General features: G+C 65.8%; 13 protein-coding genes. 5 read left to right on the plus strand and 8 right to left on the minus strand.

Annotated elements, in window-relative coordinates; all coding sequences use genetic code 11:
* Positions 1–179: 179 nt before the first annotated feature.
* From ABE459_RS18885 to ABE459_RS18920, 8 genes are all read right to left on the minus strand, one after another.
* Positions 180–1,232 carry an AI-2E family transporter gene (locus tag ABE459_RS18885; RefSeq protein ID WP_323831880.1) on the minus strand — a complete coding sequence of 351 codons (1,053 nt, stop codon included), beginning with the start codon at positions 1,230–1,232 and terminating at the stop codon, positions 180–182.
* Positions 1,233–1,243: 11 nt separating this feature from the next.
* On the minus strand, positions 1,244–2,038 hold the full coding sequence (locus ABE459_RS18890) for a DUF4892 domain-containing protein (RefSeq protein ID WP_258704805.1): 795 nt from the start codon (positions 2,036–2,038) through the stop codon (positions 1,244–1,246).
* A 102-nt stretch (positions 2,039–2,140) separates the two neighbouring features.
* Positions 2,141–2,995 (minus strand): alpha/beta hydrolase, encoded by an 855-nt coding sequence (locus ABE459_RS18895; protein ID WP_125859451.1) that lies wholly within the window; start codon positions 2,993–2,995, stop codon positions 2,141–2,143.
* On the minus strand, positions 2,992–3,780 hold the full coding sequence (locus ABE459_RS18900) for an alpha/beta hydrolase (protein ID WP_323831878.1): 789 nt from the start codon (positions 3,778–3,780) through the stop codon (positions 2,992–2,994). The genes ABE459_RS18895 and ABE459_RS18900 overlap by 4 nt, the downstream gene beginning before the upstream one ends.
* 98 nt (positions 3,781–3,878) lie before the next feature.
* Entirely contained in the window at positions 3,879–4,262 is a 384-nt protein-coding gene (locus ABE459_RS18905) for a hypothetical protein (protein WP_125464872.1), read from the minus strand.
* Positions 4,263–4,360: 98 nt separating this feature from the next.
* Positions 4,361–4,819 carry a phosphohistidine phosphatase SixA gene (gene sixA / locus ABE459_RS18910; protein WP_323831876.1) on the minus strand — a complete coding sequence of 153 codons (459 nt, stop codon included), beginning with the start codon at positions 4,817–4,819 and terminating at the stop codon, positions 4,361–4,363.
* Positions 4,816–5,163 (minus strand): DUF4389 domain-containing protein, encoded by a 348-nt coding sequence (locus ABE459_RS18915; protein ID WP_110993972.1) that lies wholly within the window; start codon positions 5,161–5,163, stop codon positions 4,816–4,818. The genes sixA and ABE459_RS18915 overlap by 4 nt, the downstream gene beginning before the upstream one ends.
* Positions 5,164–5,182: 19 nt before the next feature.
* Positions 5,183–6,208, minus strand: a complete 1,026-nt coding sequence (locus ABE459_RS18920) for an NAD(P)H-dependent glycerol-3-phosphate dehydrogenase (protein ID WP_125464875.1) — start codon at positions 6,206–6,208, stop codon at positions 5,183–5,185.
* Positions 6,209–6,370: 162 nt separating this feature from the next.
* Between ABE459_RS18920 and ABE459_RS18925 the strand changes: the two genes are divergently transcribed.
* The 5 genes from ABE459_RS18925 (at position 6,371) to fabB (ending at position 13,284) form a co-directional block, all read left to right on the plus strand.
* Positions 6,371–8,518: a TonB-dependent receptor gene (locus tag ABE459_RS18925; protein WP_323831874.1), complete on the plus strand. Its 2,148-nt coding sequence runs from the start codon at positions 6,371–6,373 to the stop codon at positions 8,516–8,518.
* Entirely contained in the window at positions 8,518–9,408 is an 891-nt protein-coding gene (locus ABE459_RS18930; protein ID WP_323831872.1) for an ABC transporter substrate-binding protein, read from the plus strand. The genes ABE459_RS18925 and ABE459_RS18930 overlap by 1 nt, the downstream gene beginning before the upstream one ends.
* A complete protein-coding gene (locus tag ABE459_RS18935; protein ID WP_323831870.1) occupies positions 9,405–11,333 on the plus strand; it encodes a response regulator in 1,929 nt (642 codons plus the stop codon). The genes ABE459_RS18930 and ABE459_RS18935 overlap by 4 nt, the downstream gene beginning before the upstream one ends.
* Before the next feature lie 206 nt (positions 11,334–11,539).
* The gene (fabA, locus tag ABE459_RS18940) at positions 11,540–12,055 is read left to right on the plus strand and encodes a 3-hydroxyacyl-[acyl-carrier-protein] dehydratase FabA (RefSeq protein ID WP_125464879.1); all 516 of its coding nucleotides are present in this window, start codon (positions 11,540–11,542) and stop codon (positions 12,053–12,055) included.
* Between the two features lie 11 nt (positions 12,056–12,066).
* On the plus strand, positions 12,067–13,284 hold the full coding sequence (gene fabB / locus ABE459_RS18945; RefSeq protein WP_110993978.1) for a beta-ketoacyl-ACP synthase I: 1,218 nt from the start codon (positions 12,067–12,069) through the stop codon (positions 13,282–13,284).
* The last annotated feature ends 131 nt before the right edge of the window (positions 13,285–13,415 follow it).

Genomic DNA, 13,415 nt, shown 5'->3' on the forward strand with positions numbered 1-13,415 from the left:
ATAAAGAAGGCGTAAAGATCAAAGCTCTACAGCTCTGACGGTTGGTGTAGGAGCGGCCTTGTGTCGCGAAAGGGCCGCACAGCGGCCCCTGGATATCAGCGTCAAGGCGAATATTGCCGGGGCTGCTTTGCAGCCCTTTCGCGACACCAGGCCGCTCCTACAACGACCGCGCTGCCGATTTAGCGTTGCGGCGGCTGCGCCCCGGAGTGCCGGCTCCAGTCCAGCAGCAGGCTGTAGCCCACCGCCAACAGGGTCGGCCCGATGAACAAGCCGATAAAGCCAAAGGCGAGCAAACCGCCAAACACCCCGAGCAGCACGATCACCAATGGCAGGTTGCCGCCGCGGCTGATCAGGTAGGGCTTGAGCACGTTGTCCACGCCACTGATGACGAAGGTGCCCCACACGCCGAGGAACACCGCCATGCCGTAATCGCCCTTCGACACCAGCCAGGCGGTGGCAGGGATCCAGGCCAGCGGCGGGCCCATGGGGATCAGACTGAGCATGAAGGTCACCAGGCCCAGCACCACCGCCCCCGGCACGCCAGCAATCAGGAAGCCGATCAGTGCCAGCAGAGCTTGCGCCGCAGCGGTGCCGATCACCCCGTTGACCACCCGTTGCACGGTACCGGCCACCAGTTCGACGTAGTACTCGGCGCGCTCGCCCACCAGCCGTTGCAGCAGACGGAGCACGAACGCCGCCAGGCGCGGCCCGTCGCGGTAGAAGAAGAACACGAACACCAGGCTCAGGGTCAGCTCCAGCACCCCGCTGCCGATCTGCGCGCTGCGCGCCAGCAACCAGTTGCCGACCTGGCCGAGGTAAGGTTTGGCCGAGGCCAGCAGCGCCGCACCTTGCTGGTCGAACGACTCCCACCAGCCGACCAGGCGCGCACCCACCAACGGAATACCCGCCACCCAGGCGGGCACATCGGGCAGGCCTTCGACCTGCACGTCGCGCACAAAGGCGGTGGCATCGCGGATATGGTCGGCCAGGTTGAAGCCCAGCCACACCAGCGGCAAGGCCACGATCAGGATCCAGGCGGTGGTCAGCAGGCTGGCGGCCAGGGTTTCCCGCCCGCCCAGCACACGCGTGAGCAAACGCATCAACGGCCAGCTGGCGAAGGCCAGGATGGCGCCCCACAGCAGTGCCGAGATGAACGGCGCCATGACCCAGAGTGCGGCGCCGAGCAGCGCCAGCAGCAGGATCTGCACCAGCAGGCGGTCGGTGTTGGGCATGGGGCGCTCACTCAACGGATCAGCTCCAGGTGCAGGCCATCGGTGGGCGCGTCGCCGACTTCGAGCCGGCCGCTGCGCACGCCGGCCTTGGTCAACTGCTCGCGCCAGGCCTCGGCGCCCTTGCCACTGAGGCTGGCACGCAGGGTACTGTCCAGGTTCAGGCTGCGCGCCAGCAGCGCCACCCAAGTGGCCTGAGGCTCGGCCAGGTCGGGGTAGTCGAGCTTGCCGGTGTCGCGCAGTTCGCGCAGGACGGTGGCGGCCGTGGGCAGGATTTCTCCCAACGGGCTGCCGGCGACGAACTCTTCCACATGCAGGTAGGCGCGGCGGTTGCCTCGGGTGACGCTGTACAGCGCGACCAGGGTGTCGGCTTCCTCGGCCGAGCGGCGCAACAGGATGAACGCCTGCTGCTCGTCACCGCCATTGAGGCGGGCGTTGGCGAACACGTCGTTGGCCCACAGGCTGGCTTCGCCGCAGTCGCGCCCCTGGCACCAGAACAACGGGTAACCGCCGTCTTTTTGCAGGGCTTCGCGGGCGCTGGTGAAAGCCTCGCGGGCGCTGCGCTCCAGCGGCAGTTCGTAGGTGACCGAGCTGACCTGGCCACGGCTTTCGACCTTGTCATCGACCCGCAGGCGGCCGCTGATCTTGCGCAGCGGCCCCATCGGGTAGACCCGCTCCTGCTCCACCGCGGGGCGTTGATCGACCACTTTGGCGTCAACCGGAACGGGCAGCTCACCGGCCCACAGCCAGGGGCTGGCGAAGGCGAGGCAGGCAGCAATGGCGCTGCGGGCGTAAACGGGTACGCTCATCGGCAGCCCTCGTGGCCGCGGGTTTGGAATACGTGAGTGTCTGGCATGTACATGGTTGTCTCCCTTTCAACCCGCCAAGCCTCGACACTTGCCCGGTGCAAGTCAAGGAATGCCAAAGAAGCGATTGAAACAGTCTGCAACAAGGGCCGCACCCTGCTCATCGTTCAAGTGCAGGTGATGGCCACCCGGCAGCGTGATCTGCTCGAAGGGTAGCTGCTCCAGCAGCTCCGTGTGGCGCGCCAGCATGCCGTCGGCCGCCACCACCAGGCAGGCCGGGCAGGCCACGCGCTTGACGAAGGCCATGGCCTGGGCCTGGTTCAGGCGGGTGGGTGAAGGCAACGTGAGGCGGCTGTCGCTGCGCCAGCTGTAACCGCCGGGTACCGGCATCAGGCCGCGCTGGGCCAGCAGTTCGGCCGCTTCACGGCTGACCGCGACCATGCCTTTCATGCGCGCCTCGACTCCCTCCTCCAGCGTTGCGTAGACCGTCTTGCGCTTGCCGTCCAGGCGCAGCTGGGCCTGCAGGGCCATCCCCAGGCGCTCGGCGGCATCCTGTTCGGTCACGGTGGGCGGGATCACCCCGTCGATCAGCGCCAGGTGGCTGACCCGCTCGGGCAAGGCGCCGGCCAGCTGTACCGAGATGATCGCCCCCAGCGAATGACCGAGCAGGCCGAAGCGCTGCCAGCCCAGTTGCTCGGCGACCCGCAGCACGTCGTGGGCGTAATCGGCCAAAGCGTAACCAGCCCCGACCGGGCGGTGCTGCGAATAGCCGTGCCCGGCCAGGTCGAGGGCGACGATACGCAGCCCTTCGAGCTGGGGCGCCAGGCGGGCGAAGCTGTTGGCGTTGTCCAGCCAGCCGTGCAGGGCGATCACCGGCAGGCCGTCGTCGGGGCCGAACAGGTGGGCGGCCAGTTCGATATGGCCCAGAGTCAGGCGAACTTCTTCAACCTGGGCGCTCATGCCTGGCCCCAGCGGTCGAACAGGCCTTTGATCAGGCTGGCGGTGTCGAGGGGGCGCTCCAGCGGGAACATGTGCCCGCCCGGCAGGCTGTGATATTCGCCCCGGGCCATGCCCCGCACGCCCAGCGCATGGTGCCGGCGGATCACCCGGCTCTGGGCGCCGCGCACCACGGCCAGCGGCACCTGCAACTGGCGCGGCGGCAGCGGGCTGGCATGCGGGATGCTGCGGTAGATGCTGATCTCGGTGGCCGGGTCGAAACGCAGGCGCAGCCCGTCTTGCGCGCGCTCCAGACCATGCTCCAGATAGGCCTCGAGGCAGTCCGGGTCGAAGTGGCGGAATAGGCTCTTGCCGGCGAAGTAACTGCGCGCGCTGTCGCGGTCGGTGAATGCCTCACGCCGGCCCAGGGTGCGCCCGGCCGGGGTGATGCGGTCGATGAAGCCCAGACGCTTGGCCACCTGGATCAGCCATTCATCCACCCGGGTCAGCACTGGCGAGTCGAGCATCACCACGCCACGGTAGAGTTCCGGGCGGCGCAGCGCCGCGTGCAGGTGCAGCACACCGCCCAGCGAATGGCCAACACCCCACACCGGGGCGTCCTGCTGTTCGAGGTGATGCAGCAGCTCGTCCACCAGGCTTTGCCAGTTGTCGTTCACCGGGAAGCGCGGGTCGTGGGCATGCTGGGCCAGGTGGCGCACCTGGTAATCCGGCGCCAGGGCGGCGAACAGCTTGCCGTAGGTGGCCGAGGGGAAGCCATTGGCGTGGGCGAAGAAGATCTGCTGCGACATGGCCGCCTGCTCTGCACGGGGAAGGATGGCCCATTGTCGGCAAGCCGGTGGGTGGCGGCAACGTCCGGAAAGGTCATCGCCAAGGGCGATCAGGTCATTCAGAATTCGCCGAAGCTGGCCATCGAGCGCCGCAGGCAGGCCTGCATGTAGGCCAACTGATACTCCAGCGCCTCACGGGCCAGGTGTTTGTCCTGCTGCTCCAGGCCAAGCCTGCGCAAGGCCAGGCAGCTGGTTTGCAACAGATGGGCCATGCGCATGCTGGCTTCCTGCAGGCGCCGCAGATCTTCTTCGCCGTCGAACAGCGTGGCGGGGGCCAGGCCTTGCCCGGCACGGACCTTGTTCATCAACTGGTAGAGCTTGGCGTCGGCCGACTCTCGCAACATGCTGTACTCGGCAAATTCCAGCACGTCATCCTTCTGCACTTTTTCCAGCGTTGGTTGCAGGTCAACCGAACCTACCAACGCCAGCCTTCGGCTATTCATTCGACGCTCCCTTGGCCTGCCGCACATTCACTTGCTGTTGCCGACGCTAGCAAGTGCCTCGGCGGCGCGACAACTGGCAAAAATACCAGTTGCCGCCTTCACGCCGGATGATGAAGGGCCCGCAGGGTCATCAGCCCGGCCAGGGGCCAGTCGCCGTCCAGCATGGCCAGGCTGGCGGTGCTCAAGGGCGCCGGTTGCTGGGCATGGCCATGCTCCAGCATGCCCACCAGCGACCCCACCAGTGGCTGGTGGCTGACCAGCAGCACATGCTCCAGCCCCAGGCGCTCGAGCTCGCCGATCACCTGCTGCACGCTACTCTCCGGCGTCAGCCAGGGCACGGTGCGCACGGGCTCAGCGAAGCCCAGGGCATCATGCACCAGCGCTGCGGTTTGCTGGGCGCGCACGTAAGGGCTGGCGATGATCGCCTGCAGCGGCTGGCCCAGCAGGTGCGCGGCGCTGCGCAGCACCTGCTCGCGGCCGTGGGCGGTGAGGGGCCGTTCTGCGTCGGTGTTGGCGCGCGGCTGGGCCTCGCCGTGGCGCAGCACCCACAGCTTCACAGCTTGGGCTCCTCGTCACGCACCGGGTGCGGGGCCGGGGCCACGGCGTGGGCGGCCTCGCCTTCAGGGGCGCGGGGCGTGGGCCAGTCGGCGAACGGCCAGGGCTTCTGGTCGCTGTGGAAGCTGCCGAAGCGGCCGATCTGTGCCAGGTACTGGCTGAGGCTGTCGCCAAAGTTCATCAGGCTGGCGCTGGGCGCGCCGTAGATCAGCCGGTAGATCAGCTGCACCAGGACCAGGCCGCCCAGCAACAGCTCGGCGAGCTGCCAGACCACCAGGAACACCAGCATCCACAGTACCCGCAGGATGATCGACTCGCGCGCGGCGCTTTGCGGGGTATCGTTCATGTGTCGCTCCTTCGTTCAGTCAGTTGAAACCGCTGGTGGAAATGAAATCGATGTCGGTCTTGGGCTCGGCGCGCATCAGGTGCTCGATCACCTGGTTGAGGGTGCGGCCTTCGAACAGGATCGCATGCAGGCCGGCTACCAGGGGCATGTACACCTGCACCTCCTGGGCCTTGGCCTTGAGCACCTTGATGGTGTTGACCCCTTCGGCCACCTCGCCCAGGCGGCTGACGGCCTGCTCCAGGGTCAGGCCCTGGCCCAGGGCATGGCCGACCTGATAGTTGCGGCTCTTGGGCGAGGAGCAGGTGACGATCAGGTCGCCGACCCCGGCCAGGCCAAGGAAGGTCATGGGGTTGGCACCCTGGCTCACGGCGAAACGGGTCATCTCGGCCAGGGCGCGGGTGATCAGCATGCTCTTGGTGTTTTCGCCCATGCCCAGTGCCACCGCCATGCCGGCAATGATCGCGTAGACGTTCTTCAGGGCGCCGCCCAGCTCGACGCCGAAGCGATCACTGCTGGCATAGACGCGGAAGGTGCGGCCGTGCAGCACGGCCTGCACCTGCTGGCACAGCGCTTCATCTTCACTGGCGACCACGGTGGCGGTCAGCGCATGCTCGGCGATCTCGCGGGCTAGGTTCGGCCCCGACAGCACGCCGATGCGCGCCTGGGGGGCGATCTCTTCGAGGATCTGGCTCATCAGCTTGAAGCTCTGCGCTTCGATGCCCTTGGTCAGGCTGACCAGGCCTTTGCCACGCAGCAGCTCTGCGTGGGGCGCCAGCACGCTGCGCAGGGCGCTCGACGGCAGCGCAACGAAGATCAGGTCGCTGGCCTGCAAGGTGGCGAGCAGGTCGTTGACCGGCTCAACGCCGTCATGCAGACGAATGCCCTTGAGGTAACGCGGATTCTCGCGGTTGACGCGCATCGCCTCGGCCTGCGCCGGGTCGCGCATCCATTGGCGCACCGGGTGGCCGTTTTCCGCCAGCAGGTTTGCCACGGCGGTGCCGAAGCTGCCACCGCCAAGAACTGCAACAGGTTGCTGTTCAGTCATATCCAATCCGTTAACCCATAAAATAAGTGGCGACTGGCGCATTATAAAGGCAAGCCGCAAGCGTCAAGCTACAAGCGACAAGAAAACCGCGATGGTCGCCTGCTTTTGCTTTTGCTTGCAGCTTGAGGCTTGCAGCTTGCAGCTTGAGAAAGGTCGGTTAACATGCCTGATTCATTTCTGAAACAAGGCCGTACCGTGTTCCCTGGCACGCCCCCTTACCCACGCCTGCTGATACTGACCGCCCTGCTCGGCGGCCCGGCCATGGCCGATGATCTGTTCACCGACACCCAGGAGCTGCCTCAGGTTCTGACCGCCACACGCCTGAAACAATCCCCGGCCGCAGTGCCGGGCAGCATGACCGTGCTCGACAGCGAGCTGATCCACGCCAGCGGCGCCCGGGACATCCCCGAGCTGCTGCGCCTGGTGCCGGGCATGATGATCGGCTATGGCGCCGGCAACCAGCCGACGGTCAACTACCACGGCAGCAACGTCAACGATGCCCGACGCATGCAGGTGCTGATCGACGGCCGTTCGGTGTACCGCGCAGGCCTGGCCACGGTGGACTGGAGCGACATCCCGGTGGCCATCGAGGATATCGAGCGGATCGAAGTGTTCCGCGGCCCCAACACCGTCAGCTACGGCGCCAACGCGCTGATGGCGGTGGTCAACATCCTCACCCGCAACCCCGCCGACAGCCACGGCACGCGAATGAAGCTGACCCGTGGCCAGGACGGCATCAACGACTATTACGCCAGCCAAGGCATCGGCTGGGACGGCGGCGACCTGCGCCTGTCGCTGTCGGGCCAGCAGGACGACGGTTTCGACAAGGACCAGTTCGGCCGCGACTACCGCGACAGCCGCCGGCTCAACCGCATCAATATCAATGCCAGCCACAGCCTGGCGCCGGACCAGACCCTGGAATGGCAACTGGCGGCCAAGGAGGGCAGCAACCAGCGGCCCTATACCTACCAGCCAGTTTTCGGCAGATACGCCGCGGGCACGGATGCCGACGTCAACGCCAAGGACTACGCAGGCTCGGTGCGCTGGAGCATCGACCTCAACCCCAATCACAGCCTGTATGTGCAGGGTTCGGCGCAGCACTTCGACCGTCAGCAGGTCTGGCGCGCATGCGACGCCTCCATTGCCTTCAGCCCGGAGCTGACCCGGCTGTGGCAACTCAATCCGAACTTTGCCGAAGGGGTTGCACGCAATCTCTTCACCGGCAACCTGCCGACCACCAGCGACCCGCTGCTCACCTCGCTCACACAGCAAGTGCAGGATCAATGGAATGCCGGCGGGCGCAACACGGTGTGCGGCGATGTCGACCAGAGCACCCGTGAAACGCGCTACGACCTGGAGATCCAGGACACCTTGAGCCTGAACGAGAGCCTGCGCCTGGTCACGGGCATGAACTACCGCTACGACCGCGCAGACTCGCAGACCTACTTCAACGGCAGCCTCGACGACCAGACCTGGCGCCTGTTCGGCCAACTGGAGTGGCGCGCCGACGAACACTGGGTCGTCCAGGGCGGGGCGATGTACGAGAATGCCCAGCTGTCCGGCAACTCGTTGACCCCGCGCGTGGCGGTGAACTACCTGATCACCCCGCGCCACGGCTTGCGCGCGGTGTACTCCGAAGCGGTTCGCTCGCCCGACATGTTCGAGAACAACGTCAACTGGAGCTACACGGTCAAGGGGCTGTCCCCCAACCGGTACGGCTTGCAGGACGGCCAGTACTTCGTCAAGACCCGCGGCCCGGGCAACCTCGACCAGGAGCGCATGCGCTCGCGGGAGCTGGGCTACAACGGCTACTTCAGCGACATCGACCTGAGCATGGACGTGAAGCTGTTCTACGACGAGATCACCGGGATGATCAGCGAGCCCCTGAAAAACAACCAGTACATCGCCAGCAACGCCAACAAGGCGCGCTTCACCGGCAGCGAGGCGCAGTTCGACTGGCGCGCCACCCAGCGCGACCGCCTGCGCATCACCTACGCCTATGTCGACGCCTGGGCCAGCAACCCCGCCGACCGGCGCCTGAGCGCCCGCAACAGCGGCTCGGCCGGCTGGCTGCGCGAGTGGGGCCTGGGCTGGTCCAGCGCCCTCTTCTATTACGGTGACGATGCGCTCAACCAGTACCGCTACGAACGCGTCGACCTGCGCGTGGCCAAACGCTTCAAAGTGCAGGGCAGCGACCTGGAGCTGGCGGCCCTGTGGCAGCAGCGCCTGGATGACGAACCGACCACTGCCGTCCAGAACCGCTACGACAGCCGCCACCGCCTGAGCGTGAGCGCGGAGCTGGCGTTCTGATGGTCGTGCTGCTGCGCTTGCTGCTGCTGTGCATCCTGCCACTGGGTTCGCTGTCGGCCAGCGAAATCCTGTTGGTGGGTGCCGACGACCAGCCGGGCATCCGCAGCTTCGTCGCCGCCCTGGCGCAGCGCCGCCCGCACGACCATGTGCATTTCCAGACCGTAAGCGAACTGCCACGCCCGGAGCAGCTGAAAAGCGATACGCGCCTGGTGCTGCTGGACGGCCCGGCGCTGGAGTGGCGCCTGGGCGAAACTGCCGGCCCGCCGGCGCTGGCCCTGAGGGTCAGCCGGGTGCAGGCCGAGCAACGCCTGGGAAAGTCGCGGCCGGCGTTCCTCAGCCTGCTGTGGAGTGACCCGCCGCTGGCCCGGCAATTGCGCCTGGCCCGCTACCTGTTGCCGCAGGCGCGGCGCATCGGCGTGCTGTACGGTGAGCACAGCCGTTTCTTGCTCGATGAACTGCGCCAGGCCGCCCAGCCCATGGGGCTGGAGATTGTCGCAGAGGGCTGGCCCGATTTGCGCGACAGCCGCCCGCTGCAGAACCTGCTGGCCAACAGCGATGTGCTGCTGGGGCTCGACGACCCCGAGCTGTACAACTCCAAATCGGCCAAGAACGTGCTGCTCAGCAGTTACGGCCGGCAGATGGCGCTGATCGGGCCGAACGTCGGTTTCGTTCGTGCCGGCGCCCTGGCCAGCACCTACAGCGACCAGGACGACTGGCTGGCAGTGCTCGACCAACTGCTCGAGCAACCCCCGGCACGCTGGCCACGCAGCCTTTACCCCAAGCATTTCGCCGTCAGTGGCAACCAGCAGGTGGCACGTGCCCTGGGCCTGGAAGCCATCGACCAGGACGCCGCCGCGCTGGCGTTGGCCGCAGGAGAACCCACCCCATGAGCAAACGCCTGAGCTGGGACATCCACACCCGCACGCAGATGATCAGCCTCGGCCCTGCCCTGCTGCTGACCTTGCTGCTGATCAGCTTCTTCACCTTCGTGCGTATCCAGGACTTGCGCCAGGAGCTCAACCACACTGGTCAATTGATCGCCAACCAGCTGGCGCCCGCCTCCGAGTACGGCGTGATCTCCGGCAACAATGAAGTGCTCGAAAGCCTGATGCGCGCGACCCTGAGCATCCCTCACGTACGTTTCCTCGAGGTGCAGGACAGCCGCAACCACATCCTGGTGTACGTCGAACAACCGGACGAAAGCCTCAGCCGGGCGCAACGGGTGGAAGTGTTCCAGGCGCCGATCCGCCTGCAGCAGATCCGCCTGGACAATGACTTCCTGCAGGGCAAGCCGCAGTTGCCGAGCATCGGCGACGACTACCTGGGGCGAGTGATCGTGGGCATGTCCGACGACGCCTTCAGCCAGCGCCAGCAGGAGATCGTGATCAAGGCCGGCATCCTCGCCCTGTTCGCGCTGCTGTTCACCTTCCTGCTGGCCCGGCGCCTGGCCATGAGCCTGTCCAAGCCGATCAGCGACATGGGCCATGCGGTCAAGGCCATCCAGCAAGGTGATTTCGATGCCCCGTTGCCGGTGGTCGATGACAGCGAACTGGGCCACCTGGCGCGGCACATCAACAACCTGGCCAGCGCCCTGGACCAGGCCGCCCATGAACAACAGCAGGCCATGAGCCAGCTGATCCAGGCCCGCGAAGAGGCCGAGCAGGCCAACCGTGCCAAGTCGGACTTCCTGGCCATGATGAGCCATGAGCTGCGCACCCCCATGAACGGTGTCCTGGGCATGCTGCAACTGCTGGAGACCACCCGGTTGACCAGCGAGCAGGCCGAATACGCCGCAGTGGCAAGCGAGTCCACCGGGCACCTGCTCAAGGTGATCAACGACATCCTCGATTTCTCGCGGATCGAACGCACCACGCTGCAACTGGAGCACATCGACTTCAACCTTGGCGAGCTGGTCGCCAGCAGTGTCCAGTCGTTCCAGCACAGCGCCCAGCAGCGCGGTCTGGCGCTGCACCTGCAGTTGCCGCCCGGCATGGAGCTGCTGCAGGTGGTCGGCGACCCGACCCGGATTCGGCAGGTCCTGCTCAATTTGATCGGCAATGCGCTGAAGTTCACCGAACGTGGCGAAGTGGCGGTAGAGGCGAGCTGGCAGGTGCTCGATCAGCAGATGATCTGGCTGAACTGCACCGTGCGCGACACAGGGATAGGTATCGACAGCAACCGCCTGGAAATGATGTTCGTCGCCTTCCAGCAGGCCGACAGCTCGATTTCCCGGCGCTACGGCGGTACCGGGCTGGGCCTGTCGATCGCCCGCACCCTGGCCGAACGCATGGGCGGCCATCTGCGTGGCGAAAGCCGCGAAGGGGCGGGCTCGACCTTCACCCTGGAGATGCCGCTCGCCCTGGCCAACGCCCCAGCGGCCCCGCCTGCGGGCACGGCGGCGGCCGGTGCGCTGGGTGGCAATGGCGAGCGGATCCTGCTGGTGGAGGACAATCCGGTCAACCAGAGCGTCATCGAAGCCATGCTGCGCAGCCTCGGCTTCGAGGTCAGCCTGGCGATGGATGGCGCCCAGGCGGTCGACCTGGTGCAGCAGCAACGCTTCGCCGCCGTGCTGATGGACTGCCGCCTGCCGCAGGTGGACGGTTTCGAGGCCACCCGGCGCATCCGCCAGCTGGCGCAGGGCGACGGGCTGCCGATCATCGCCCTCACCGCCAGTGTGCTGGAGGGGGACCGCGAGCGTTGCCTGGCCGCCGGCATGAACGATTACCTGAGCAAGCCGTTCAAACGCACCGAGCTACAACGCATCCTGCACCGCTGGTTACCCGCTCGGACAGCTGCGACTGGCGATAAATGCTAAAGTGCGGCAGTCTTAAAGACTGGACAGGACCTTCGCAGGCCCGGAAAATAACATTTCAGTGCACACCTGTACTTCTTTTGCCAGGTGCGCTGTGACTTTCACCACAACGCAATAGTCTACCTGTAGGCTGCCGCCTCGAATGCACAACGCTTCGGGCCGGCCGGGAAGATTCATCCCCTGCCACAGGGGGTTATTGAGGAGCTCGCATGACCAAACAAAACGCCTTTACCCGGGAAGACCTGCTGCGCTGCAGTCGCGGTGAGCTGTTCGGCCCCGGTAATGCGCAACTGCCCGCCCCGAACATGCTGATGGTCGATCGCATCGTCCATATCAGCGAGGAAGGCGGCAAGTTCGGCAAAGGTGAATTGGTCGCCGAGCTGGATATCAACCCGGACCTGTGGTTCTTCGCCTGCCATTTCGAAGGCGACCCGGTGATGCCAGGCTGCCTGGGCCTCGATGCCATGTGGCAGCTGGTCGGCTTCTTCCTCGGCTGGCAGGGCCTGCCGGGCCGCGGCCGTGCGCTGGGTTCGGGCGAAGTGAAATTCTTTGGCCAGGTACTACCCTCCGCCAAGAAAGTCACCTACAACATTCACATCAAGCGCGTCCTGAAGGGCAAGCTGAACATGGCCATCGCCGATGGCTCGGTCAGCGTCGACGGTCGCGAGATCTACACCGCCGAAGGCCTGCGAGTCGGCGTGTTCACCTCCACTGACAATTTCTAAGGGTTATTCGCATGCGCCGCGTCGTTATCACTGGTCTGGGCATCGTTTCGTGCCTGGGCAATGACAAAGCTACCGTCACCGAAAACCTGCGCAACAGCCGTCCGGGCATTCGTTACAACCCGGAATACAAGGAAATGGGGCTGCGTAGCCAGGTTTCCGGCTCCATCGACCTGAACCTCGAAGAGCTGATCGACCGCAAGGTGTATCGCTTCGTTGGCCACGCCGCTGCCTACGCGTACCTGGCGATGCAGGATGCGATCAAGGACGCGGGCCTGACCGAAGAGCAAGTGTCGAACCCGCGCACCGGCCTGGTTGCCGGTTCCGGCGGCGCTTCCACGCTGAACCAGATGGAAGCCCTGGACACCCTGCGCGAGAAAGGCGTCAAGCGCGTTGGCCCATACCGTGTCACCCGCACCATGGGCAGCACCGTGTCGGCGTGCCTGGCCACCCCGTTCAAGATCAAGGGCATCAACTACTCGATCTCGTCGGCCTGCGCCACCTCGGCACACTGCATCGGCACCGCCCTGGAGCAGATCCAGTGGGGCAAGCAGGACATCGTCTTCGCCGGTGGCGGTGAAGAAGAGCACTGGAGCCAGTCGTTCCTGTTCGATGCCATGGGCGCCCTGTCGACCAAGCGCAACGAAACCCCAGAGCTGGCCTCGCGCGCCTACGACGCCGACCGTGATGGCTTCGTCATCGCTGGCGGTGGCGGCATGGTGGTGGTCGAGGAGCTGGAACACGCCCTGGCCCGTGGCGCCAAGATCTACGCCGAAATCGTCGGCTACGGCGCGACCTCCGACGGCTACGACATGGTCGCCCCGAGCGGCGAAGGCGCAATCCGCTGCATGCAGCAGGCGCTGTCCACCGTCGACACCCCGATCGACTACCTGAACACCCACGGCACCTCCACCCCGGTCGGCGACGTCGCCGAGATGAAGGGCGTGCGTGAAGTGTTCAAGGACAAGGCTCCGAAGATCAGCTCGACCAAGAGCCTGTCCGGCCACTCGCTGGGCGCCGCTGGCGTGCACGAGGCGATCTACTGCCTGCTGATGATGGAGAACGACTTCATCGCCGGCTCCGCCAACATCGACGAGCTGGATCCGGAAGTTGCCGACCTGCCGATCGTGCGCAAGACCGAAGACGCCAAGCTCACCACCGTGATGAGCAACAGCTTCGGCTTCGGCGGCACCAACGCCACCCTGGTGCTCAAGCGCTGGGAAGGCAAGTGATCGCTTGATCTGCTGAACGAGAACGCCCGGGCCTTAGGTCCGGGCGTTTTTGTTTGTGCTCCGCCCCAACTTCGCCCCCCCGGTAGGAGCGGCCTTGTGTCGCGAAAGGGGCGCGAAGCGGCCCCAGGATC

It is taken from the genome of Pseudomonas sp. TWI923, assembly GCF_039673365.1.
Taxonomy (GTDB): domain Bacteria; phylum Pseudomonadota; class Gammaproteobacteria; order Pseudomonadales; family Pseudomonadaceae; genus Aquipseudomonas; species Aquipseudomonas sichuanensis.